The 22,962-nt window shown below is 72.8% G+C and carries 21 protein-coding genes; 11 read left to right on the top strand and 10 right to left on the bottom strand.

Features of this window, described 5'->3' with window-relative positions; translation table 11 throughout:
* Positions 1-410: 410 nt before the first annotated feature.
* Entirely contained in the window at positions 411-923 is a 513-nt protein-coding gene (locus tag OG538_RS34390) for an NUDIX domain-containing protein (protein WP_406099519.1), read from the top strand.
* A gap of 33 nt (positions 924-956) precedes the next feature.
* Here the strand turns inward: OG538_RS34390 and abc-f are convergent, their stop codons facing one another.
* The 3 genes from abc-f to OG538_RS34375 form a co-directional block, all read right to left on the bottom strand.
* Entirely contained in the window at positions 957-2,600 is a 1,644-nt protein-coding gene (gene abc-f, locus OG538_RS34385; RefSeq protein ID WP_406099518.1) for a ribosomal protection-like ABC-F family protein, read from the bottom strand.
* 451 nt (positions 2,601-3,051) lie between these two features.
* On the bottom strand, positions 3,052-3,987 hold the full coding sequence (locus OG538_RS34380) for a M48 family metalloprotease (RefSeq protein ID WP_406099517.1): 936 nt from the start codon (positions 3,985-3,987) through the stop codon (positions 3,052-3,054).
* A complete protein-coding gene (locus OG538_RS34375; RefSeq protein ID WP_406100413.1) occupies positions 3,984-4,316 on the bottom strand; it encodes a BlaI/MecI/CopY family transcriptional regulator in 333 nt (110 codons plus the stop codon). The genes OG538_RS34380 and OG538_RS34375 overlap by 4 nt, the downstream gene beginning before the upstream one ends.
* A 279-nt stretch (positions 4,317-4,595) precedes the next feature.
* On the opposite strand from OG538_RS34375, the gene OG538_RS34370 reads away from it, so the two are divergent.
* Together OG538_RS34370 and OG538_RS34365 are read left to right on the top strand one after the other, a co-directional pair.
* Entirely contained in the window at positions 4,596-5,264 is a 669-nt protein-coding gene (locus OG538_RS34370) for a DedA family protein (RefSeq protein ID WP_406099516.1), read from the top strand.
* Complete coding sequence (locus OG538_RS34365; protein WP_406099515.1) at positions 5,264-5,866, top strand: phosphatase PAP2 family protein; 603 nt, start codon at positions 5,264-5,266, stop codon at positions 5,864-5,866. Before OG538_RS34370 ends, OG538_RS34365 begins: the two co-directional genes overlap by 1 nt.
* Before the next feature lie 107 nt (positions 5,867-5,973).
* Here the strand turns inward: OG538_RS34365 and OG538_RS34360 are convergent, their stop codons facing one another.
* The 7 genes from OG538_RS34360 to OG538_RS34330 all read right to left on the bottom strand — a co-directional run bounded on the left by OG538_RS34360 (position 5,974) and on the right by OG538_RS34330 (position 12,623).
* The gene (locus tag OG538_RS34360) at positions 5,974-7,014 is read right to left on the bottom strand and encodes an NAD(P)-dependent alcohol dehydrogenase (protein ID WP_406099514.1); all 1,041 of its coding nucleotides are present in this window, start codon (positions 7,012-7,014) and stop codon (positions 5,974-5,976) included.
* A gap of 65 nt (positions 7,015-7,079) precedes the next feature.
* A complete protein-coding gene (locus OG538_RS34355; RefSeq protein ID WP_406099513.1) occupies positions 7,080-7,853 on the bottom strand; it encodes an SDR family NAD(P)-dependent oxidoreductase in 774 nt (257 codons plus the stop codon).
* A complete protein-coding gene (locus OG538_RS34350; protein ID WP_406099512.1) occupies positions 7,850-8,518 on the bottom strand; it encodes a TetR family transcriptional regulator in 669 nt (222 codons plus the stop codon). Before OG538_RS34350 ends, OG538_RS34355 begins: the two co-directional genes overlap by 4 nt.
* A 102-nt stretch (positions 8,519-8,620) precedes the next feature.
* Entirely contained in the window at positions 8,621-9,829 is a 1,209-nt protein-coding gene (locus OG538_RS34345) for a PP2C family protein-serine/threonine phosphatase (RefSeq protein WP_406100412.1), read from the bottom strand.
* Positions 9,830-10,054: 225 nt separating this feature from the next.
* Positions 10,055-10,816 (bottom strand): GNAT family N-acetyltransferase, encoded by a 762-nt coding sequence (locus OG538_RS34340; RefSeq protein WP_406099511.1) that lies wholly within the window; start codon positions 10,814-10,816, stop codon positions 10,055-10,057.
* Positions 10,813-11,733, bottom strand: a complete 921-nt coding sequence (locus OG538_RS34335) for an NADP-dependent oxidoreductase (protein ID WP_406099510.1) — start codon at positions 11,731-11,733, stop codon at positions 10,813-10,815. The genes OG538_RS34340 and OG538_RS34335 overlap by 4 nt, the downstream gene beginning before the upstream one ends.
* 152 nt (positions 11,734-11,885) lie before the next feature.
* On the bottom strand, positions 11,886-12,623 hold the full coding sequence (locus OG538_RS34330) for an SAM-dependent methyltransferase (RefSeq protein ID WP_406099509.1): 738 nt from the start codon (positions 12,621-12,623) through the stop codon (positions 11,886-11,888).
* Between the two features lie 280 nt (positions 12,624-12,903).
* Between OG538_RS34330 and OG538_RS34325 the strand changes: the two genes are divergently transcribed.
* From OG538_RS34325 to OG538_RS34290, 8 genes are all read left to right on the top strand, one after another.
* Positions 12,904-14,556 carry an ABC transporter substrate-binding protein gene (locus tag OG538_RS34325; protein WP_406099508.1) on the top strand — a complete coding sequence of 551 codons (1,653 nt, stop codon included), beginning with the start codon at positions 12,904-12,906 and terminating at the stop codon, positions 14,554-14,556.
* 41 nt (positions 14,557-14,597) lie between these two features.
* The gene (locus tag OG538_RS34320; RefSeq protein WP_406099507.1) at positions 14,598-16,724 is read left to right on the top strand and encodes an alpha/beta fold hydrolase; all 2,127 of its coding nucleotides are present in this window, start codon (positions 14,598-14,600) and stop codon (positions 16,722-16,724) included.
* On the top strand, positions 16,721-17,773 hold the full coding sequence (locus OG538_RS34315) for an ABC transporter permease (RefSeq protein WP_406099506.1): 1,053 nt from the start codon (positions 16,721-16,723) through the stop codon (positions 17,771-17,773). The genes OG538_RS34320 and OG538_RS34315 overlap by 4 nt, the downstream gene beginning before the upstream one ends.
* A 14-nt stretch (positions 17,774-17,787) precedes the next feature.
* Entirely contained in the window at positions 17,788-18,600 is an 813-nt protein-coding gene (locus tag OG538_RS34310) for an ABC transporter permease (RefSeq protein WP_406099505.1), read from the top strand.
* Positions 18,600-20,531, top strand: a complete 1,932-nt coding sequence (locus OG538_RS34305) for an ABC transporter ATP-binding protein (RefSeq protein WP_406099504.1) — start codon at positions 18,600-18,602, stop codon at positions 20,529-20,531. The genes OG538_RS34310 and OG538_RS34305 overlap by 1 nt, the downstream gene beginning before the upstream one ends.
* A 67-nt stretch (positions 20,532-20,598) precedes the next feature.
* Positions 20,599-21,210 carry a helix-turn-helix domain-containing protein gene (locus OG538_RS34300; protein ID WP_406099503.1) on the top strand — a complete coding sequence of 204 codons (612 nt, stop codon included), beginning with the start codon at positions 20,599-20,601 and terminating at the stop codon, positions 21,208-21,210.
* A gap of 301 nt (positions 21,211-21,511) precedes the next feature.
* Complete coding sequence (locus OG538_RS34295; protein WP_406099502.1) at positions 21,512-22,474, top strand: RNA polymerase sigma factor SigF; 963 nt, start codon at positions 21,512-21,514, stop codon at positions 22,472-22,474.
* Between the two features lie 285 nt (positions 22,475-22,759).
* Positions 22,760-22,870, top strand: coding sequence for a putative leader peptide (locus OG538_RS34290; RefSeq protein WP_406099501.1), 111 nt, complete (start codon positions 22,760-22,762; stop codon positions 22,868-22,870).
* The last annotated feature ends 92 nt before the right edge of the window (positions 22,871-22,962 follow it).

The following is a 22,962-nucleotide window of genomic DNA, read 5'->3' as shown; positions in this document are numbered from 1 at the left end:
GCGGTCCCGCATTCCTGGTGGATCAGCGCGCGGCGTCGGATGCGGTGCATCGCAGGGCGAAGAGGCGCCCGCATACGGGATGTCTTCGGGCGTTTCGGCACCGCGGCGAGGTGCCGTAGCTGTCGTCGTGCGCCCGCCAGGAGTTGTGGGCTCGGAGTCTGTCCCGTGATCCGGCAACCAGGAATCGCGGGACAGCCCTCAGGGTCTTCCGTCTGGATCAGGCCGGATCAGTGAGCGGGATCCGGTGCGTGGAGTTGCAAGGCCGGCGAGGGAGCCACTGCGGAGCAGGGGCGACCGACGACAAGCCGCAGGAGGGTTCCGGGCCCCGCGAGCCCGGCATGATCCAACCGAGAGGCCCCGAACGGCCTGTCGTCCGGCCTTCCCGGTTCGCGGTGCCCACACTTGACGGCATGGCACCCCACACGACCGCCAGGCGCAGCGCCGGTCTTCTCCTGTTCCGCCGGCGCGGCACCGGTTTCGAGGTCCTCATCGGGCATATGGGCGGTCCGTTCTGGGCGCGCCGCGAGAGTGCGGCGTGGTCGGTGCCCAAGGGCGAGTACGAGCCCGAGGAGGAAGCGCGGGCGGCGGCGCGGCGGGAGTTCGAGGAGGAGTTCGGCCATCCGGTGCCGGACGGCACCTGGGTGGCGCTGGGCGAGTCGCGTCAGAGCGGCGGCAAGACGGTGACGGTGTGGGCCGTGGAGGCCGACCTCGATCCGGCGGCGGCGGTTCCGGGAACGTTCACGATGGAGTGGCCTCGGGGGTCCGGTGCGCAGCGGGAGTTCCCGGAGATCGACCGGTTCGCCTGGTGCACCCCGGAGCTCGCGGCCGAGCGGCTCGTCAAGGGGCAGCGGGTCTTCGTGGACCGGCTGCGTGACCGGCTGACGGGTGGGCGGGGCCCCGCCGCACACGGCGACGGGGCCTGACTCTACGACCCCCGTCGCCGCGCGCCGCCCCGGTCAGGTGCGGATGACAGGCCTGCCCGCGTGGAGTTCCAGCTGGTCGCCGGTGAAGCGGCTGCGGAAGCTGCGGTCGTGCGAGACGACCACGACGGCTCCCTCGTACGCCGCCAGCGCCGCCTCCACTTCCTCCACCAGGGCCGGCGCGATGTGGTTGGTCGGCTCGTCCAGGATCAGCAGATCGGCGGGCCGGGTGGCCAGCCGGGCGAGCGCGAGTCTGCGCTGCTGCCCGGTGGAGAGCGCGGCGACCGGGACGGAGAGGTCGTCCGGTCGGAAGAGGCCGAGCGCCAGGAGCATGTCGGCGTACTCGTCGGCGTGACCGGGCCGTCCCGCCGCGAACGTCGCCAGCAGGGTGCGGCGGGTGGGCCGGGCGGGGAGTTCCTGCGGGAGATAGCCGATCCGGGCCCGGCGGCGCACCGTGCCCGTGTCGGGGACGAGGTCGCCCGCCATGACCCTCAGGAGAGTGGACTTCCCTGCCCCGTTGGGCCCGCTGACCAGCAGGCGCTGCCCGCCCTCCACCCGGAGCGCCGGCATGTTCAGCCGGTCGCCCACCGAGACTGCCACCAGCTCCACCAGTGGCCCGGGGAATGTGTCGTCGTCGGAGGCCAGGGTCAGTCCGGCGGAGAACCGCAACGGCTGGGGCGGAGCCGGCACGGGCGCCCTGCGCAACCCCTGCAGCCGCGTCCTGGCCGCCCTGACCTGTCCGGACAACTTCGCCTCGTGCGAGCGCCGATGCTTGCCCCAGCCCTCTCCGGGGTCCTTGCCGGTGGCGGCGAGCCGCTGCCCCGCGGCGTTCACGAGTGCTTCGGTACGGGCCACCTCGTCCCGCCACTCCTGGTGGTCCTGCGCCCAGCGGCGGCGTGCCGCGGCCTTCGCCGTGCGGTAGCCGTCCCAGCCGTCCCCGTAGCGGACGACGCTGCGCAGATCCCGGTCGACCTCGACGATGACGGTGGTGGTCCGTTCGAGGAACGCACGGTCGTGGGTGATCACGACGAGGGTGCCGCGGTGGGCACGCAGCTGGTCCTCCAGCCAGGTGACGGCCCGGAGGTCGAGGTGGTTGGTCGGCTCGTCGAGGAGGAGCAGTTCGGGGCCGGATGCCAGGACGCAGGCGAGCGCGAGCCTGGACTGTTCGCCCCCGGAGAGGGTGCCCAGGGTGCGCTCCCGGGTGAGGTGCGCGAGTCCGAGGCCGTGCAGCGCCGCGTCCGTGCGCGCATCGGCCTGGTATCCGCCGCGTTCCCCGAACTCCGTCAGCAGGTCGCCGTACATGCCGAGTTGTGTGTCGTCGGCCCCTCCGGGAGCGGCGAGTGCCGCTTCGGCGGCCCGGATCCGCCGCTCCAGTTCACGCAGTTCGGCGAGGGCGGCATCGATGGCGTCCTGGACGGTGCGGGCGGGGTCGAGGGCGAGCGTCTGGGAGAGGTAGCCGGTGCCGCCGTGGAAGCGGGCGGTGATCTCGCCGCTGTCCGGTGTCTCGGCACCGGCGAGCAGTCGCAGGAGGGTGGACTTGCCGGATCCGTTCTCGCCGATGACACCGACGTGGTCGCCGGGCCGGACGGTGAGCGAGACCTGGTCGAGGACGGCGCGGTCCCCGTATGCCTTGGAGACGTCCTTCATGGTCAGCTGGGCGCGGTCGTGCGGGAGGGGCATGGTGGCGTTCCCTGGGGGTTACGTGCCTCGGCGGCCCCTGAGGGGCACGGCGCGGGCGTGGCTTCCGGACGGTCCGAGGGGGACGGCACGCGGCGTCACCTGAGCGCCGGTCGGCGACGACTCGGTGGGATGCGGCAGCGTCCCTGCCAGGACTCAGCGGAAGAAGTAGTACGAACCCATGGGGTGAGTGTAGCCGTGACGGCCGGGGGGCTTCCAGGTCTTTGGCCCCCGGACCGCGGTCCAGGTCTCCTGGTCATCGGTCCTCGCGGAAGCCGGACCGCGGGACCTGCGTGCTGTCCCGCAATTCCTGGTGGATCAGCGGGCGGCGTCGGATGCGGTGCATCGCAAGGGCGGAGAGGCGCCCGCACCCTGGACGTATTCGGGCGTTTCGACAACGTGGCGAGGTGCCGTGGCTGTCATCGTGCGCCCCCCAGGAATCGAGGGTCAGCCCTCAGGGGTTCTCGCCCTGCGCGATCTCGATGCTGCTGTGCAGGTCGTACGTGGCATCGAGGGCGGCGGCACCCGACACGGCCAGGCAGGCCAACAGGGTCGCGGCAGCTGCCCGGCCTACGCGGGGGCGCGCGGCGGCCCGGCCGAGCAGGGCGGCGACGCGGCGCGGGACGGGCCCCGCGGCAGCCGGGAGCGCCGCTGCCGGGCGGGGCGCCGGCGGCTCTCCGGCGGCCCGGGCCGCGAGTGCTGCGCGCCCGATCGCACGGGCCGCGACCCTGCGGTCCCCGACGGCGTGCGCGGCGGCCTCGTCGGCGCAGCGCTCCAGCGCGTATCCCATGGGAGCGCGCAGGGCGCGCAGGGCGGGATGGCAGCGGGCGGCCAGTTCGGCGGCGGCGAGGTACAGGTGGTGGTGGCCGGCGAGGTGGGCGCGTTCGTGGGCGAGCAGCGCCTCCCGCTCGACGGGGTCGAGGGCGTGCAGCATGCCGGTGGTGACGACGATCCGGCCGGGGCTGCCCGGCCGCCCTGGAAGCGCGTACGCGTCCGGACGGCTGTCGCGCAGGACCGACAGCTCCTCCCCCTCGCTCCGGTCCGGGCGGGCCCGGTGGAGCTGGGCCCAGTGGCCGCGCACCGCCCGCGTCACGGCAGCGGCGCAGCCCGCGATCAGCATCAGCGCGGCGGCCGCGAGCGGGACGGCCGTGCCCGGCACGGCGGCGGCCAGCGGGTGGGCGAACTCCCCCGCTGCGGCGACGACGGACAGCCGGCCGGCACCGGGTACCACCAGCAGCGTCAGGGCGAGCACGGTGCTCAGCGCGAGGCCCACGCCGGTCGCGGCGAGGAGTCTCACGGCCTGTGCCGGGGCCAGGGCGTCGGCCAGCCTGCGGGCGGCGGGAAAGACGACGAAGGGCACCAGCAGCGGAATCCACACGGCGTAGATCACCGGGTGCCCCCGTCGAGGAGATCGCGGAGCAACCGCTCGTCCTCATCCGTGAGCTGGGAGACGAACCGGGCCAGTACCGTGCTGCGGTCCTGCTCCTTGCCCAGTTCGCTGTGCATCCGGCGGGCGGTCAGTCCGGCCGCGTCCTCGGTCGGCGTGTACGCGAATCCGCGCCCGGCCCTGCTGCGGGTGACCGAGCCCTTCTCGTAGAGGCGCGACAGGATCGTGGTGACCGTGGTGCGGGCGAGCTCAGTTGCGACGGCGCTCTGTACCTGGCCGGGGGTGAGCGGCGTTCCGGCCGTCCAGAGGGCCGCCAGGATCGTGGATTCCAGTTCACCGGAGGGGCGTCGCTCGGCGGCGGCGCGGTCGACGGGGCCGGACGCGGATCCGGCCGGGTCCCCGGGCCCGGGTGCGACCGGCCGCAGCGGTTCGGAGGCAGGGGCGCCGTCAGGGCGGTGGGCGGATTCTCCGCCGGATATCCCGTTCACCTGGGACATGGGAACTCTCCTCCCCGTTCGGGCGTCTACAGTGATGCAGACCGTCTACATCACTGTAGTCAGTCGGGCGCTCCCGCCGGGCCGCCCGCTCACCATTATGGGAGACCCGCCACCGTGTCCGTACTTTCGACGGCGCCCCTGCCTCAAGCGGTCAACCTGCTCGACGCCGGTTCACTGCTCGGCACGTTCGGCGCGCTCGGCATCGCCGCCGTGCTCTTCGCCGAGACGGGGCTGCTCGTCGGCTTCTTCCTCCCCGGCGACTCCCTGCTGTTCACAGCGGGCCTCCTCTGCGTGTCCGGCGCACACGGGCCGGTCCAGCTGTCGTTGCCGCAGGTGCTGATGGCGGCGGTTGCCGGTGCGCTCCTCGGCGCACAGACGGGCTACTGGATCGGCAGGCGCGCCGGCCGGGCGCTGCTCGCCCGTAACGGCACCGGACGGCTCCACGAGGGCGCAGCGCGCGCCGAGGAACTGCTCGCCAGATACGGCCACGGCCGCGCCATCGTGCTGGCCCGCTTCATCCCCGTGGTGCGCACCGTGCTCAACCCTCTGGCCGGGGCGCTCGGCGTCCCGCCGCGGTCGTTCGTCCTGTGGCAGACCGCCGGCGGCGTGGTGTGGACCGTCGGACTGGTTCTCGCCGGGTACGGCCTGGGGTCCTCGGTGCCCAACGTCGACCGGTATCTGCTGCCGATCGTCGCCGTGGTGGTCGCCGTCTCCCTCATTCCGCTCGCCGTCGAACTGATCCGCTCCCGCGCCCGGCGCACCGCCGAAGGAGATACCCCTTGATGCCGCTCGCCTCCGCCGCCTCCTCGATCGACGGGGGCCTCTACACCTGGGTCACCGAGCTGGCCCGGCGCTCCCCCGCCCCACTGGACTCCACCATCCGCATCTGGTCGGACTACGGGCTGGCTCTGTTCGCCCTGTTGATGCTCGTGGCCTGGTGGCGTTCCCGCCAGGCGGATCCGGCACGTACGGCGATGGCCCTGTGCACCCCGCTCGTCGTGGTGGCCTCGTACCTCGTCAACGACCTGGTCAAGTCGGTCTTCCACGAACAACGGCCCTGCCGGACCCTGCACGTCGTCACGGTGGAGGCATGTCCTGCGCTCGGCGACTGGTCCTTCCCCAGCAATCACGCAGCCATCGCGGCGGCCGCGGCGACGGCGATCTGGCTGACCGACCGCCGGTTCGGCTGGGTCGCACTTGTCGCCGCACTGCTGATGGGCGCCTCCCGGGTCTGGATCGGAGCGCACTATCCGCACGATGTACTGATCGGGCTGCTGGCCGGCGTCCTGGTCGCCTGGCCGCTGACGGTGGCGGCCCGCCGCTGCGCACCGGCGGTGGTGCGACTGCGCGACAGCCGGCTGCGGCCGCTGGTCGCGGCGGGATGAGCCACGCCACCGTCCGGAGCGGTGCGGCGCACATCAGCCGCGGGTATGACGATGCGGGCCGACGCGTAGTGCGACGGCCCGCAGGGTCGTGAGAAGGGGCTCGGTCGTCAGCCGTTGGGAAGGATGACCGCGCGACCATTGATGCTGCCGGCGTGCAGCCTCTCGTACGCCAGCGGCGCCTCGTCCAGCGAGTACGTCTCGACATGGACCTTCACCGCCCCCGAGTGGGCCAGGTCGAGGACTTCGGCCAGCTCGGAACGCGATCCCCAGTAGGGTGCGGTCACCGTCGTGCTGAAGGGCAGGGAGCCGAATCCCACCGGCAGGCTTCCGCCGCCGATGCCGACGATCGTGACGTCGGAGTCGATGGCAGCCGCGGCACCGGCCGTGGCGACGGTCGCAGGGGCTCCGACGAAGTCGAGGACGGCCTGGGCGCCGATGCCGCCGGTCAGTTCGCGGATCCGGTCCGCGGCATGCTGGTCGGACAGGACGGTCTCGTGCGCCCCGACCGTGCGGGCCAGGGCGAGCTTGTCCTCCGTGACATCGAGGGCGATGACCCGGACCGCCGTCATGGCACGCAGCAGCTGGATGGCGACGTGGCCGAGGCCGCCGGTACCGATGACCACGGCGGTCGCGCCGGGCACCAGCTTCGGCAGGGAGCGCTTGATCGCGTGGTACGGGGTGAGGCCGGCGTCGGTGAGCGGGACGGCCTGCACCGGGTCGAGGTCGCCGAGGGGGACCAGATGACGGGGGTCGTCGACGATCATGTACTCGGCCATGGCACCGGGCGAACCCAGCCCTGGCGGGTTGATGCCGAGTTCCTGTGCGCGCAGACAGTAGTTCTCCTTGCCCTCCGCGCACTTGATGCATGTTCCGCAGCCCCAGGGGCCGTAGACCGCTACCGACGCGCCGACCGTGAGACCGCTGACGCCGTCGCCCAGGGCGGCGACGGTGCCGACGCCCTCGTGGCCGAGGGTGAGCGGCAGCGGATAGGGGAACTGGTCCGCCGGCCAGCTCATCACCGCGATGTCCGAGTGGCAGACGCCTGCGGCGGTGACCTTCAGCAGCACCTGCCCGGGGCCTGGCTCCGGGTCGGGCACGGTGACGACCTCGGGTGCGGCGCCGACCTCTCGGTACTGAACGGCTTTCATGGGTCCTCCTTGACCTCGTTGTGCTCCGGTCCCCGCCCCTTTTCCCCCGTGCCCCCGTCCGCCGCTCAGGAGGCGGAGTAACCACCGTCCACCAGGTGGTAGCTGCCATGGATGAAGGACGCGCGGTCGGAGAGCAGGAAGGCCGCAAGCTCGGCCACTTCTTCCGACGTGCCCAGACGCCCGGCCGGGTGCAGCGAGATCAGGTGGTCACGGGCGGGGCCTTCGGTGTTGCGCAGCAGCGGGGTGTCGATGAAGCCGGGACCCACGGCGTTGACGCGGACGTTCTGTGCGGCGTATTCGAGGGCTGCCGTCTTGGTGAGGCCGACCACGCCGTGCTTGGCGGCGACGTACGCGGGCGAGCCGGCGAAACCGTTGGTGCCGAGGATCGACGACATGTTGACGATGGCGCCGCCGCCCGCGGCGACGATGGCGGGGAGTTCGTAGCGCATGGAGTAGAAGACGCCGCTCAGGTTGGTGGCGACGACCCGGTTCCAGTCCTCGACGGCGTACTCGCCGGTCGGGGTGCTCGGTCCGCCGATCCCGGCGTTGTTCACGGCGAGGTGCAGGGCGCCGAAGGTGTCGACGGCGAACCGCACACCCGCTTCGACGGAGGCGGGGTCGGTGACGTCCATGGCCACGGCGGCTGCCTTGGCGCCGGCACCCTCCAGATCGGCGACCGCCTTGCGGGCACTCTTCTCGTCGTAGTCGGCCACGACGACGGACGCGCCGGAGGCTGCGAGCCGGCGGGCCAGGGCCAGGCCGATACCGGAGGCACCTCCGGTGATGAGGGCGGTGCGGCCGGCGAACTCCTGGTCGGCGGGGGTGGGCGTGGTGCTCATGATGTTCCGTTTCCTTCCGTGGTGCTGTGTGACGCCGGTTCGGCGGGCTCCTGGACGAGCTCGCCCGAAAGGGCGTCGAATGCCCGCTCGACGAGTCGGGGCAACTCTTCGGGGCAGCCCCCGCGCACCCAGGCGGCCTGGGCGGCGAGCAGCGCGCCGGCTCCGGCGGCAACCGTGACGGCGGGGCGGATGTCCTGCCGCGGGTCGACCCCGAGCCGTTCGGCGACGATGGCGACCGAGTCCTCCTGGGCGTCCACCCGGATGTGGTGGAAAGCGGCGTAGAGGGTCGGCTCCTCCTCGGCGAGGACCAGCAGTTCGAAGATCCTCGGGCGGCGGTGCCACGCCTGCGCTTCGGGGTCGGCCAGCCAGTCCAGGACGGCCCGGCGATACGCGGTCAGCGGGGGTTCGCCGGCGGGGCGGGCCCGCAGCGCGTCGTTGATCCGGTCGCCGTCGCCCCGGACCGAGTTCAGGACGGCGGCCTCCTTGCTCGTGAAGTACCGGCTGAAGGTGCGGCGGTCGACGTCGGCGCGTTCCGCGATCTCTTCGACCGTGACCTCCCTCAGCCCCCGGTCGAGCACGAGCTCGAACGCGGCCTGGGCCAGTGTGTCCCGGGTCCGGCGCGCCTTGCGGCTCCGCCTCTCCGGGGTCTTCCGTTCCCGGTTCATATCTGCACCGTACACCTAAAAATGTCCCGACGCGACAAAAGTCTCGTCGGGACATTCAAGGCTTGCTGCGTCTTCCCAGGCCGGTGGTACGGGGTGTGGCCGCTACCGCGCGCTGAACGCCTCTGCCGCGCGCCTCGCGCCATGGCCCGGGGGCTCAGGCAGGCGGGGCCCGGCGGACGGTGTCCGTCGCACGGCGAGCACGGCGATGTCGTCACGCCGTACGCCGCCGGAGAACTCCTCCAGGTCACGGTGGAGCGCGTCGAGCAGTTCCCGGGGGCCGAGGTCCGGCCAACGGCCCAGCCGGGAGTCCAGCGGGTAGAAGCTTCCGGCCGCGTCACGAGCCTCCGTCACTCCATCGGTGAACATCAGCAGCGTCGCACCGGCCGGGAAGTCCAGCCATTCCGTGACACGGGCCTCACTGCTGAGCTCGGCCATCCCCAGGGGAACCGACGTACGGCGCAGCGGAACCGGACTGGCCACGTGCTCGTGCAGCATGCGGGGCGGCAGATGCCCGCAGTTGACGGCCTGGACGCGTCCGTCGCCGTCGAAGCCGAGCACCAGAGCGGTGACGAAGCGTTCGATCTCGCCGGTCTGGGCGGAGAAGGCGTTGTGCCGGGCCACCGCGTCCTCCAGCGCGTCGACGACCCCGGTCAGGGAGGGTTCGCGGATCGCCGCTTCACGGAACGCGCCGAGTACGGCGAAGCCCGCTCCGATCGCGGCGAGCCCCTTGCCCTGGACGTCCCCGATGATCACCCGGGTCCCGTAGGGCGACGACACGACCTCGTAGATGTCACCGCCGACCAGACGGTCCTCCTCGATCGGCGCATAGGTGCCGTGGGCGACGACCTGGTCGGTCACGATGGGAAGGGGGCGCAGGATCTGGCGCTGGAGAGCTACGGCGGCGGAGCGCAGACGGGCTATCTCGGTGGCGTGACGGATGCGCAGCGCACAGGCGCCGACGCCGAGGAAGGAAGCCAGCACCGTGAAGATGACGCTGCTGGTGATGTCCCAGAACGACCCGCCCGTCACGAGGCGCGAGGTGACGGCCACGACCATGATCCAGGAGGCCACGCCCACTGTCTGGCGGATCGTACCGAAGACCGAGACGAGGGCGGGGACGACGACCAGCAGCGGCACGAGGCGCAGTTCGTCGCCGGACCACAGGTCGAGGAGGACGATCACGGCGGTCACCAGTGCCAGGCCGCCGAACAGCGCCCCGTTGCCGACCCTCGGCGCCCGCGCGGACGCCTCGCCCGCGTCCGTACCCGTGAGCCCTGCTCCACGCGCTGTCGACAGGTGCTGGAGCCCGATCACGGCCGTCTCCTCCCGGGGTCTGCCGGCCCGGCGCCGGCGTTCCCTACCAGTGCACCCGAGTCGCGACGGGTGGCACACGAGGCTTACGGCCTCACACCCCGCGCCGAAGGTCCCGGAAGCAGCGTCGGCGGGAGCCTTCGGCCCGCAGCGCGCGGGCCGAAGACGAAGGGGCCCGTCCGGGCCCGAAGTCCCGGTGCTCCCGAGATCCCGGCGGTCCGGGGGTCAGCGCGGGGCCGGCTCACGGACGTCGCCCCGGACCGTGCCGACCCGTATCGGCGGGTGCTCCGGGGCGAGCGCCGAGAGGAAGGGCGTGTGGCGGCGGAGTGCGAAGCCCAACGACTCGTAGAGGCGGACGGCGTTGGTGTTGGAGGCGGCGGCATGAAGGAAGGGAGTCTCGCCACGTCCCCTGATCTCGTGGGCCACGGCCCTCACCAGCCGGCCGGCGAGCCCCTGCCCGCGTACCGACTCGTCCGTGCACACGCCGCTGATCTCGCTCCAGCCGGGCGGGTGCAGGCGTTCACCGGCCATGGCGACGAGCACCCCGTCACGCCGAACACCGAGGTAGGTGCCGAGTTCGACCGTGCGGGCCTCGAACGGGCCCGGCCGGGTGCGGGCGACCAGGTCCAGCATGTCCGGCACGTCGGCCGCACCGAGCCGCACGGCCTCCGGGTACGGTGCCGCCTCGACCCCCGCGTCGACGAGTTGCACGCCCTCCGCGTGGAAGACGACCTCCCAGTCGTCCGGCGGCGGATCACGGAAGGCGGTGACGGTGACGACGCCGCCAGGTCCGGCGAGCGCGGCGGCATCGGCCCAGTCGGCAGCCTCCGGCCTCGCCGGGAGGGCGACCCAGGGGGTGACGTGCGGCGGATAGCGCAGGATGCGGCCGCGGGCCTCGGCGAAGTGGGCATGGGGCCCTCGCAGCGAGGCGCCCACCGGGTCGTCGAGGGGGTGCACGTCGCCGCCGGGAGTCCGGACCCCGCTCATACGGTCACCTCGATCACGGTCTTGCCGAGGGCATGGCCGTCCTCCACCGCGCGCAGCGCCTCGCCCGCCGCGCTGAGCGGGTAGGTCCCGGTGACGTGCGTGCGCAGGGCGCCCGCGACGACGAGGCCCGCCACCGCGACGAGCACCGCGGCGGTGCGGGCCCGTTCGACGGGCGCCCCGCCGAGCTCGGCCACGAGCTGCTTGTCGCCCGCGCTGATCAGCGCGGCGGGGTCCGCGAGCAGTAGGGCCGCTTCACGCAGTGTGTCGCCCCCGGCCAGGTCGAAGACCGCGTCGATGCCACCGGGGGCCAGCGCCCGTACCCGGTCGGCGAGTCCCCCGCCGGGCTCCACGTGCACCGCGCCGAGGGACTCGACGAACGCCTTCTTCGACGCGCTCGCGACGCCGATGACACGGACGCCCGCGTGCTGTGCGAGCTGCACCGCGGCGCTTCCCACCCCGCCACCCGCCCCCGTGACCAGCAGTGTTGCGCCCGGGGCGAGGCCCAGCTGGCGCACTCCGTCGTAGGCCGTGGCAGCCGCGACCGGCAGTACCGCCGCGTCGGCGAACGAGATCCCGGCAGGCTTGTGGGCGGTCACGGCCACGGGCAGCAGGGTGTGCTCGGCGTATCCACCGGCCACCGGATTACCGAAGACCTCGTCCCCGATCGCGAATCCCCCGACGCCCGGGCCGATCGCCTCCACGACCCCGGCGGCCTCGCTGCCGAAGACGGTGGGAAACGGCTGCGGCACGCTGCCGGGCCGGGTGTACCCCTTGCGCAGCTTCCAGTCCACCGGGTTGACCCCGGCCGCCCGGACGGCCACGAGCAGTTCCCCGGGCCCGGGCGTCGGCATGTCCCGGTCGACGAGAGCCTCCACCTCCGGCCCACCGTTGCGGGTGAACACGTACGCCTTGGACATCGGCTCCCTCTCCGTTCCTCGCACGGGCGCCCGGGCCGGAAGCCGGTCGCCCCACGAGCAGGAAGTCCGTTCGCCCCGCACGTATTCCCGGGGACCGGTGTGTTCACGGGGCCGCAATGAATCGGCGGGGAGCGGCGGAGCCGCCGGCGAGGTCAGCCGGCGGTGGGCCGCAGGACCAACGTCACGAAGCCCCAGGTCTCCCGGTAGACCCGCAGCCATTCGGTACGGCGGGTCGCCGCGGTCTCCAGCACCTCCGCGCTCTCGGGGTCGGCGGGGTTGTCCAGGGCCCAGGAGGCCAGCGAGCCCCAGCAGGACCACTCGTACGCGTCAAGTTCGGCGCGGGAGCTGACGTGTCCGTGCACGGGTGTCCAGCCGTCCGCGGTGACCTGGTCCAGGGTCGTCGCCAGGTCGGCGAAGTCGCCGAGCATGTCGATGGCCTCCGACGAAGGCTCGCGTTCCCAGAAACCGTCACCGATCAGGACGCGGCCGCCGGGGGCGAGGTGCTTGCGAGCGGCCGCGAGGGTCGGCAGGAGCCCCCCGAAGACGTGGGCGGCTCCGACGCTGAGCACGAGGTCGAACGGTTCCGCGGATGTGAAGGCGGCGCCGTCCTGCCGGTGCAGCGCCAGGCGCTCGCGCACGCCGAGGCGATCCGCCGCTTCACCGGCCTGGTGGAGGGAGCCCTCGGAGATGTCCACGCCTTCGGCCCGCAGGCCGGGATGGCCGGTGAGGGCGCGCAGCAGCCATTCCCCTCCCCCACAGCCCAGGTCGAGCGCTCTCGCGCTGCCGGGCGGGACGGCATGGTCCAGGAGGGCCCTCACCGAGTCGTCGTGGAGCGGCGCCTTGATCGGGTGGCCGGCATGGGCGAGGGCTGAGATCTGGTCACGGTTCACCGGCGCAGCCTGTCAGTGCCGTCGATCGTGCGCACGTGGTTTTTCGTCGCGCCCAAGGGCCGGTGGGCATTCTGACCGCCCCGTCGGATCGCGTCCCCGGCAGAGGCATCCGCCCATAGGGGCACACCCATGTGGTTCATACCGCTTCACGGCATAAAAACCTTTCGGGCGTCCACCCCCTGGACGGACATGAGCCCCCTTTGACGCACCCCAAGTGATCGGATACTGTCCACGCCCAGTTGGGCAGCGACAGTGGACAAATCGAAATGGATGGTTCCCTATGAGCTCGGAACCCGGTGGCAACCTCAGCCGACGCCGACTGCTGAGCCTCGCCGGCGCAGGCATGGGTGTCCTCGCCGCGTCCGGTGTTCTCGCCGCGTGTGCGCCTCCGACGGCGAAGGGCTCCGGTGACGGCACGTCGGGCTCGGGCACCGGTGCACAGGGCGCGAACGTGCCGATCGATACGCTCACCCTCGCTCTGCCCTCCTCCCTCTCCAGCCTCGATGTGGGTCGTGAGTCCGGCGTCCTCAACTACCTGGTCGCGGTGCTGGCCCAGGAATCCCTGCTCTCGGTCGACCCGTCCGGAAAGCTGGGCCCGGGGCTCGCGTCGTCCTGGAAGCAGCCCGACGCCAGGACGTACGTGTACACACTGCGGCGCGGCGTCACGTTCACCGACGGCGCCTCGTTCACCGCGGACGACGTGGTGGCGTCCATCGAGGCGATACGGGACCCGAAGAACGGCTCCGCCCTCGGATACGCGTACGCAGGTGTCGAGTCCGTGAAGTCCACCGGCGACCACGAGGTCACCATCCGGCTGAAGGCCCCGGACGCCATGTTCGCCTGGACGACGACCGCCGGCGGGCTCCTCGTCAGCAGCCGCGCCTTCCTCGCCCGCAACAAGGGCCGGATCGGGACGGCGAAGACGCTGCTGCTCGGCACCGGCCCGTACCGGATCACCGAGTTCGCGGCCGACGACAACGTCCTGCTGGAGCGCAACGACGCATGGTGGGGCGAGAAGCCCGCGGTGCGGAAGCTGAAGCTCGCCTTCGTGCCCGACGCGGGTACGCGGCTGGTCGCGATGAAGTCCGGTGCGGTGGACGGCGCCCTGGGCCTGGCGTCGGACGAGGCGCGCGGCTGGGAGTCGAGCGCGCGCGTCACGTACACCGGCGACCGTTCCGTGGTGTCGCTGGCGTTCGACACCGCCCAAGCACCGTTCGACGACCTCCACGTGCGCCGTGCCATCGCCCACGCCACCGACCGTGAAGGCATGGTGCAGGGCATTCTGCACGGCCGGGCCGAGGTCGCCCGGGCGCTCCCCTCCCGCGAGATGTGGGGCGACCTGATGCCGGCGGACAAGGTCCGCTCGGGCTACGACGCGATCCCCGCCCTGTCCTTCGACCTGGACGCCGCGCGGGCAGAGCTTGACAAGTCGTCGGCGAAGGGCGGCTTCTCGGCCGAACTGCACTACCCCAACAGCGGTCCCCAGCTGGGCAAGGCGGCGCTCGCGCTCGCCGCTTCGCTCAAGAAGATCGGCATCACGCTGGACGTCAAGGAGATCACCCTGGAGCAGTGGGTGGCGGAGCTCGGCTCCGGAAAGCAGCCCCTGCAGTTCCTGTGGTACTTCCCCGTCACCGGCGACCCGGCCGAACTGGCCGACCCGTACCTCAACGCGGCGGCCACGACGACGGACATCGCGCACTACGACAACGACACCGTCAACACCTCGCTGGACACGGCGAAGTCCGCCACGGACAAGGACGTCCGCGCCCAGGAGCTGATGAAGGCCGTGCAGACAGCCGGCGAGGATCTGCCGTACCTCCCGCTGTGGTGGGCACAGACCGCGTCGGCGTTCTCCCAGGAGTTCGTGCTGCTGGACCAGGGGCCGTTCGCGTTCATCGGTCCGTGGGCTACCCGGATCCGCAAGTCCGCCTGATCTCCCACCCCTTCGCCCTCACCTCCAAGGAACGGACACCCATGACCCGTGACGCCGCGACCGTCGTGCGGCGCGTGCGCGAGGCGATGCTGCGCCTGGTCCACCCGGTAGAGGCCCGGATCAGCCCGGACGGCCGCGCGGTCGCCGTGGCGGCGGCCGGCCCCGAGCGGGCCGAACTCGTCCTCGCGCCGGTCCCCGCCGCGACGATCGTCCAGAGCCCGGACGCACCGGCCCCCGCCCTCCACGCACCAACGGGGCCGGCAGCATCGACGGACCGGCACAGCCCGCGCTGGCTGCCGGACTCCCTGACCCTGCTGCACATAGCCGAGAGCGAGGGCGCGTCCGGGACGGAGGTGCGCCTCGCCGCCCTGGACACACGCTCCGGGACCGTACGCACCGTGGTCCGGGCACCCGGCGCCGTGGAGGAGCTGCTGGTCTCCGACGACGGGAGTCAGGCGCTGCTGCTCTGTGCGGCGGACGGCGCCGAGCAGGACGGCATGCATCTCGGTCTTCCGGTGCGACTCGGAGCCGTACCGGCACCTGAGCGCTTCGCCCGCGGTGCCGGTCGCCGCTCGCTGCATCTCGTCGACCTCGCCGACGGCTCGGTGCGGGAGGCCGGGCCGTCGGGGCTCACGGTGTGGAACGTCGCCTGGCGAGGCGGGACGACCGCCGTCGCGACGGTCTGCGAGGACACGCTGCCCTCCGGGTACTACGGCGCCCGGTTCGCATCCCTGGACCTCGATGCCCGTACCGCCAGGACCGTGTACACGCCCCAGGGGCAGCTCGGCGCCCCCGCGCTCGCCGCCGACGGGCGGTCCGCGGCGGTCTGCGAAGGCATCTCCATCGTCGCCGGGCGCCCGGTCGTGGTCGGTCTGGCGACCGGGGAAACCTCGGTGGTACCCGGCATCGAGGACGCGACCTGGCTGCGTTTCGACGACGACGTACCCGGCGCCCTCTGGTTCGCGGGCTGGGACGGTACAGGCTCCCGCCTGGGACACACCGGACACGACGCCGGCACCCGCTGGTCGGGCCCGGTCACCCTCGGCGGGGCCGGCTATCAGCCCGGACTGTCGCTCAGCGGCGACGGGCGGCTGGCCGTGACCGTGCTCGACGCACCGGGCCGGCCCCCCGAGGCCGTGGTCGCCCGCACCGGAGGTCCCGACGCCTGGAACTGGACCCCTGTCACCGCCCTCAACGAACCCGCGGACCCCGAGCTCGCCGGTGTCCGCACCGAGCAGACCCTCTGGTCCGCGCCCGACGGCCGCACCGTGCAAGGGCTCGTCCTCACCAGCGGTGCGCACACCGGGCCACGCCCCCTCGCCGTCCTCGTGCACGGCGGCCCGGCCTGGCTCTGGTCCACCGGATACGCACCGAGCGACGTCCTGGGACTGGCGCCCGCGCTGGCCGCCGCCGGATACCTGGTGCTGCTCCCCAACCCGCGGGGCAGCAACGGCCGGGGCCTCGAACACGCCCGTGCCGTGGTCGGCGACGTCGGCGGCGCCGATCTGGACGACGTGCTGTCCGGCGTGCGCCACCTGGTCGGCGCCGGGCTTGCCGACCCGGACCGCACCGCCGTCCTCGGCCACAGCTACGGCGGCTTCCTCGCGGCCCAGGCCGCGGCGCGCACCGACGTGTTCCGGGCCGCGGTCGTCGTCTCGGCGCCGACCGACTGGCTGAGCTTCACTCACACCAGCAACATCGGCGGGGGATACGACCGCACGTACGGGATCGGCGGCCCGGACGCCCCGCTGGAGCTGATCCGGCGCTCGCCGGTCTTCGCCCGCGGCGGCAGCGCCACCCCGACGCTCATCGTGCACGGCTCCGCGGACCGGGTCACCCCGGTCGGCCAGGCACACGAGCTGTACCGGTCACTGCTGCGGGCCGGCCGAGCGCCCGTCGAGCTGTACGTGTACCCGGACGAGGGGCACGAGTTCACCGACGGCGGCCATCTCCTCGATGCCGCTGCCCGGGTCGAGCAGTGGCTCGCCACTCACCTGGCGCCGCGCCCCGCGGCAGCCCCACAGACCGCCGTGCCGGGGGACGCTTCCCCCGAGCCGATCCCCGGCACGGCTCCCCCGGCAGGGCCGGACGACGGCACCCCCTCTACACCGTCCGGCCCTGCCACCCCCCTCCCGGCCTCCGCCGGCCCTGCGGGAGGCCGGGGATGACGGCCACCACCCGGTCGCGGCTGAGTGCCGCGCTCCCCGCCGGGCTCGTGGTGCGCCGGCTCGTCGGCACGCTGGGCCTCCTCGTCGTCCTGTCCGTCGCCGTGTTCGCGCTGCTCCAGGCCGCTCCCGGCGACCCGGCGCAGACGCTGCTGGGCCCGCGCAGCGCCACCCCCGAGGCACTGGCCGCCGTCCGCACGCGCTATCACCTCGACAGCCCGATGGCCGTCCAGTACTGGTACTGGTTGAGCGACGCCGTCCACCTCGATCTCGGTACGTCGATCCGCACCGGCGAGAGCGTCGCCGCCGCGCTGGGTGACCGGCTGGTGCTCACCGGGCAGTTGGTCGGTCTGGGCTTCGCCGTGGCGCTGCTCCTCGGGGTTCCGCTGGGCGTGCTGGCAGGCCTGCGCAACCGGCGCGTCACCGACCGGGCCGTGCAGAGCCTCGGGGTGGTGGCGCTGTCGACCCCGGCGTTCGCGGGCGGGCTGCTGCTCGTCTACGTGTTCTCGCTGATGCTCGGCTGGTTCCCCGCGTACGGACCCGGCGAAGGCCCGGGCACGGACCGGCTGATGCATCTGGTGCTGCCGGCCCTGGCGCTCGGACTCGCCGTCACCGCCGTCCTGCTGAAACTGACCCGTGCGGCGGTGATCCGGGAGCTCGGCCGGGAACACGTCACGTTCGCCCGCGCCCGGGGAGTGCGGGAGCGGGACATCCTGCTGCGGTACGTGCTGCGCGGCGCCGTCGTCCCCGTCCTCACGGGCATCGGTCTGGTCCTCGCCTACCTGCTGGCGGGAACGGTCATGGTGGAGCAGGTCTTCGCGCTGCCGGGGCTCGGTTCCCTGCTCGTCGACTCGGTCACCTTCCGGGACGTGCCGGTCGTCCAGGCGGAGGCACTGCTCATCGCCGCGCTCGTCTGTCTGGCCGGCCTCGTCACCGATCTCGTCCAGCCGCTGCTGGATCCGCAGCTGCGGACCGCGCCCGCCGCCCGGCCCACGGCCAAGGCGTCGGCCGAGGCGCTGCCGTCCGGCGCCCGTGAGGTGGAGAACGGATGAAGTCCCGTACCCGTATGCCCAGAAGGTTCTCCCCGCTCACCGTGTGCTGCACGGTGATCCTGGTGCTGTTCGCGCTGGCCGCGGCCGTCGGCCGGGTGATCCTGCCGGGCTGGGACGCGCAGGATCTCGCGACCGGCGCCGCCATGCCGGGCGGTGGGCATCTGCTCGGCACCGACGAACTCGGCCGCGACATCGCCCGGATGGTGGTCGCCGGCGCACGGAGCACCCTGGCCGGTGCGGCGATGGTCGCGCTCGGGTCGATGCTCATCGGCAACGTCCTGGGCCTCCTCGCCGGCTACCGGGGCGGCTGGATCGACGCCGTCGTGCGGCGCTGGGCCGATCTGCTGCTGGCGCTGCCCGCCCTCCTGGTGACGATCGTCGTCGCCGGCATCGGCGGTGGCGGCTACGCGCTGGCCGTCGGCGTACTCGTCGTGCTGACGTCGCCCGCCGACATCCGGCTGGTGCGGTCCGCCGTCCTGGAGCAGCGGCACCGCGCCTACGTCGAGGCGGCGGAGACCCTCGGTCTCTCCCGCTTCACGGTGATGACGCGGCACATCTGGCCCAATGTGCTGCCCGTCGTGGTCGCCAACACCCTGCTGAACTTCGCCGGGGCGATCGTCGCGCTGAGCTCCCTGTCCTTCCTCGGCCTCGGTGTGCCGCCGGGCGCCCCGGACTGGGGCCGGATGCTCTCCGAGAACCGCACCCTGCTGTACGACAACCCGTCCGCGGCCCTCGCGCCGGCCGTACTCATCATCGCGGCGGCCGTGGCGCTCAACCTCCTCGGCGACCGGCTGTTCGAGGCGTTCTCCGACCGTGGGAGGTCCTGATGGCAGCGCATCCGGCGACGGACAGCCGCACCGCCCCCGCCACACCGGCCACCGGGCCGCTGCTGGCCGTCGAGGGTCTGCGGGTGGCGGCGACGGCCGCGCCGGGCGGCCCGGTCCCGATCCTGGACGGCATCTCGCTGGAGGTGGGCGGCGGCGAGTGCATCGGCATCGTCGGCGAGTCCGGCAGCGGCAAGTCCCTCGCCATGCGGGCCGTGGCGGGACTGCTGCCGCCCGGGACCGGGGTGACGGGAGGTTCCGTACGCATCCATGGCCAGGAGGTCCTCGATCTCCCGCCGCGCGAACGCCACGCGCTGCGCGGCCGGCGTGTCACGCTGCTGATGCAGGACCCCTTCACCATGCTGCACCCTCAGCTCACCTGCGGACGCCAGATAGCCGACGGCCTGCGCGACCTGGACGGCGGGCGCATCCGGCGCGGGACGAAGGCCGTCCGGCGCGCGGAGGTGGAGCGGCGGCTCGCCGAGGTCGGCCTCGGCCCCGACGTCGCCGACCGCTATCCGCACGAGCTGTCGGGAGGGATGCGGCAGCGCGTGGCGGCTGCCGCGGCGCTCGCCGGTGATCCCGAACTGCTGATCGCGGACGAACCGACCACGGCCTTGGACGCCGCCAGCCGGCGCGCCGTGCTGGACCTGCTGCGCGGCCTGCAGCGGAGCCGTGACATGGGTCTGGTCCTCATCACACACGATCTGCGGGTGGCGTTCTCCGCCTGCGACCGGGTGTACGTCCTGTACGCGGGCCAGGTGCTGGAGCACGGCCGCTCGCAGGAGTTGGAGTCCGGCCCGCTGCATCCGTACACCGCGGGTCTGCTGGCCTCCGAGCCGTCCGTGCGCCGGCGGTTCGCGGAGCTTCCGGCCATTCCCGGCTCCGTTCCCGCCCCGGGTTCCCGGGGGCCGGGCTGCCCGTTCGCCGACCGCTGCGCCCACGCGGCCCCGGTGTGCCGCAGCGAGCCGGTCGAGCTGCTGCCGCCCGTGAAAGCAGGGGATCGGTCAGACGTTACGGACCGGCTGTCGGCCTGTGTGCGGATCGCGGAGATCGGGGGCGCGCTCGTCGCGGCGTCGCTGCGCACGGTCGCGGAGCCGGCGACGGCGCCCGGTCAGGGGTCCGGAGTGGAACCTGCCCGGGATGCGGCGCTGGTGGCCACGTCCGTCGGCCGCACGTTCCGATCGTCGGCCGGGGACCACGCCGCACTGCTCGACGTGAGCCTGACGGTGCCGCGGAACACGGTCGTCGCACTGGTCGGCGAATCCGGTTCGGGCAAGACGACACTCGCCAGGATCGCGGTCGGCCTGGAGACGTTCGCCGGCGGTGCGGTGTCCGTGGGCGGGATCGACCTGCCCGCCGGGCGCCGCCCCACGACCGGGGACCGGCGACGCCTGGCGGAACAGGTACAGATCGTGTTCCAGGACCCGTACTCCTCGCTCAACCCGCTGCGCACCGTGGGCGCGACGCTCCGCGAGGCCCTCTCCGCCGCTTCCGGCGGGCGCGGGCGGGGCGACGCAGCCGGGGTGGAGTCCCTTCTCGCCCAGGTGGGTCTGCCCGGGTCGTACGCCTCGCGCCGTCCGGCCGCGCTCTCCGGCGGCGAGCGTCAACGGGTGGCCCTGGCGCGCGCCCTGGCAGCCCGGCCCAGGCTGCTGATCTGCGACGAAGCGGTGGCGGCGCTCGACGTGTCGGTCCAGGCCCAGCTCCTCAACCTGCTTGTCACGCTCCAGCGCGAGGAGGGCTTCGCGGTGCTGTTCATCACCCACGACCTGGGAGTGGTGCGGCAGATCGCCGACCTGGTGGCGGTGATGCACCGGGGGCGGATCGTCGAACAGGGCCTCGCCACCGAGGTCCTGGACGCGCCTCAACACCCCTGGACCCGCCGCATGATCGATGCCCTGCCCTCGGCCGCGGACGTAGGCCGCCACACCTGACGGGTCCGCGCCCACGCGGGTAGAGTGTGCCGCTGACCTGCGCGTACCACGAGAGCGAGGACGAACGGTGTCCGAACCGACCACCGCCGGCGAACCGCCCCCGGCCGCGCGTGCGCCCGAGGCCGGGCAGTCCGCCTCCGGTGTCCGGGCCTCCCTGGCCGGTAACCTCAACCGCCGTCGTCTTGCGCGCGGTTGGAGCCTGCGCGAGCTGTCGGCGGCGACCGGCGTCAGCAAGGGGCTGCTGTCCCAGATAGAGCGGGCCGAAGCCAATCCGACCGTCGACGTGCTGGTGCGGATCGCCGACGTGCTGGGCACCAACTGCACGGATCTGCTGCGCCAGCCGCTGCTGGAGCCGGAGATCATCCGCGCCTCCTCGCTGGAGGAACCCGAGGACGAGACGTCGGTCAGCCTGTTGTACTCCGGCCACGAACAGGGCCGCGTGGAGATCTACCGGACCAGGCTCCACCCGCACGCGCAGAGCCAGGTCAGCTCGCACGGCACGGACTCCGTGGAGTACGTGCTCGTGATGTCCGGTCAGGTGACGCTGGTGGTGAACGACGTTCCGTACCTGCTGGAGGCGGGTGACACAGCCCGCTTCTCGGCCCAGTGCAGTCACTACTACACCACCGAGGACTCGCCCGCGGTCACCCACACGGTCGTCGGCTACCCGCGCGACTGAGCACGTGTGACAGGCCCGGCCACCGTCGATTTCGACTCAACTACCGCCGGATATACGTCGGCATGCCCCGGCGGCGGCTGCGGCTGTGGCACTCTGGTGACGACCGCCCCACCGGGCTCCCCCGTACCGGTGGGGCGGTTCCGCGCCCCGGCCCGTTCGGGCTCCGCCGCGTCGGAGGGATGGCTGCGCGTCCCCGCCGTTGACGCCACGGCAACCGGCCAACTTCCGTTTGTGTGCATGAGAGCGTTTTGACGGGGCAGGCGTCTACACCTCATGGCCTACCACCAGGGAGCGTGACGAGATGACGGCGCACACTGCGCGGACTGCCGGTGCGGAGCGAGCGGAGAGTGCACGGTCGGTGCCGGCCGACAACGGAGGAGCCCCGACGGCTGTCATCGGGCAGGGCGCATTCACGGGCACCGGGCCTGCCCCCGGTGACCTCGGTGAGCTGCCGTGGATCGAGGATGCGGGCAAGGTCGCGCCCACCGACGCGCGGGAGCTGTCCCGGCTGTTCTTCGACCGGCTCCAGGACCTGGAGGAGGGGACAGCCGCCCATCAGTACGCGCGTAACACCCTCATCGAGATGAACCTCTCCCTCGTCCGGTTCGCAGCCGGCCGGTTCCGGAACCGGGGCAGCGGCGACATGGAGGACATCGTCCAGGTCGGCACTATCGGGCTGATCAAGGCCATCGACCGGTTCGACCTGTCCCGCGAGGTCGAGTTCACCTCCTTCGCGGTCCCGTACATCACCGGGGAGATCAAGCGGTTCTTCCGTGACACCAGCTGGGCGGTCCATGTCCCTCGCCGCCTCCAGGAGTTGCGGGTCGACATCGCCAAGACCAAGGAGTCCCTGGCCGGCGATCTGGACCGGGACCCCACCGTCGCCGAGCTCGCCGAGCATCTCGGTCTGAGCGAGGAGGAGGTCACCGAAGGCATCGTCGCGGCCAACGGATACACCGCGGGCTCGCTGGACATGCCCGCCGCCACGACCGACTCGGGGCAGCACGGTACCTCGGGCCGGACCTTCGCCGATGTGCTGGGCAGCCCGGATCCGGCCATGGAGACGGTCGAGAACCTGCACGCCCTGGCGCCGCTGCTGGGCGATCTCGACGAGCGTGAGCGTCGCATCATCGACATGCGGTTCGGCCAGGAGATGACGCAGTCGCAGATCGGCGCGGAGCTCGGCATCTCGCAAATGCACGTCTCCCGGCTGATCAGCCGGATTCTGCGCAGGCTCCGTGACGGGATGTTCGTCGAGGAGTGAGCGGAGCGAGGGGGCTCCCGGCCACGGAGGCCGGGAGCCCCTTCGTCGTTTCCCGGTGCCCGTACATTGCGGCCCGATGAAATCGGCGCCGGGCCGGAGCCCTGCCGGGCTCCCGCCCCGCGGCACGGCACGCTCCCCCGCAAGCGGGACGTACGTGCAGGTCAACGGGCAGGAGAGCGGGGCCGCGCAGGGCGGCCTGCCCGGCCCTCCCGTGTCCCCGACAGGCCCGTCGGCGGCACGGTGACCTTGTTGACGCCCTCCAGGGCCGCTGGCACGCTCTGCCGCATGCCCGCGATTCCGGTTCTCTTCTCGCGGCGCCACGTCGATCTGGGACGCCTCGCGTCCGCCGCGTGTCGCCGCGGTCTTCGCTCCGCCACCGCGCCGTCGACCGGCTGACACTGCCCGGCTCCGACGCTGTGACGATTCCGCGCCCCGGCCTTGAGGCCCGTACGGGATCCGGCCCCGGATCCCGGGCCGCCCGGTCGCCG

The sequence above is a fragment of the Streptomyces sp. NBC_01013 genome, from assembly GCF_045162765.1.
Taxonomy (GTDB): domain Bacteria; phylum Actinomycetota; class Actinomycetes; order Streptomycetales; family Streptomycetaceae; genus Streptomyces.
The sequence above is the reverse complement of the archived record's forward strand: the minus strand, read 5'-3'. Positions and strand labels throughout refer to the sequence as shown.

What these genes read in the sequence shown, in the direction of transcription:
- OG538_RS34290 (WP_406099501.1), top strand. Translation starts at nt 22,760, where the DNA reads ATGCCCGCGATTCCGGTTCTCTTCTCGCGGCGCCACGTCGATCTGGGA.
- OG538_RS34390 (WP_406099519.1), top strand. Translation starts at nt 411, where the DNA reads ATGGCACCCCACACGACCGCCAGGCGCAGCGCCGGTCTTCTCCTGTTC.
- OG538_RS34355 (WP_406099513.1), bottom strand. Translation starts at nt 7,853, where the DNA reads ATGAGCACCACGCCCACCCCCGCCGACCAGGAGTTCGCCGGCCGCACC.
- OG538_RS34305 (WP_406099504.1), top strand. Translation starts at nt 18,600, where the DNA reads ATGGCAGCGCATCCGGCGACGGACAGCCGCACCGCCCCCGCCACACCG.
- OG538_RS34310 (WP_406099505.1), top strand. Translation starts at nt 17,788, where the DNA reads ATGCCCAGAAGGTTCTCCCCGCTCACCGTGTGCTGCACGGTGATCCTG.
- OG538_RS34340 (WP_406099511.1), bottom strand. Translation starts at nt 10,816, where the DNA reads ATGAGCGGGGTCCGGACTCCCGGCGGCGACGTGCACCCCCTCGACGAC.
- OG538_RS34350 (WP_406099512.1), bottom strand. Translation starts at nt 8,518, where the DNA reads ATGAACCGGGAACGGAAGACCCCGGAGAGGCGGAGCCGCAAGGCGCGC.
- OG538_RS34315 (WP_406099506.1), top strand. Translation starts at nt 16,721, where the DNA reads ATGACGGCCACCACCCGGTCGCGGCTGAGTGCCGCGCTCCCCGCCGGG.
- OG538_RS34360 (WP_406099514.1), bottom strand. Translation starts at nt 7,014, where the DNA reads ATGAAAGCCGTTCAGTACCGAGAGGTCGGCGCCGCACCCGAGGTCGTC.
- abc-f (WP_406099518.1), bottom strand. Translation starts at nt 2,600, where the DNA reads ATGCCCCTCCCGCACGACCGCGCCCAGCTGACCATGAAGGACGTCTCC.
- OG538_RS34365 (WP_406099515.1), top strand. Translation starts at nt 5,264, where the DNA reads ATGCCGCTCGCCTCCGCCGCCTCCTCGATCGACGGGGGCCTCTACACC.
- OG538_RS34335 (WP_406099510.1), bottom strand. Translation starts at nt 11,733, where the DNA reads ATGTCCAAGGCGTACGTGTTCACCCGCAACGGTGGGCCGGAGGTGGAG.
- OG538_RS34295 (WP_406099502.1), top strand. Translation starts at nt 21,512, where the DNA reads ATGACGGCGCACACTGCGCGGACTGCCGGTGCGGAGCGAGCGGAGAGT.
- OG538_RS34325 (WP_406099508.1), top strand. Translation starts at nt 12,904, where the DNA reads ATGAGCTCGGAACCCGGTGGCAACCTCAGCCGACGCCGACTGCTGAGC.
- OG538_RS34320 (WP_406099507.1), top strand. Translation starts at nt 14,598, where the DNA reads ATGACCCGTGACGCCGCGACCGTCGTGCGGCGCGTGCGCGAGGCGATG.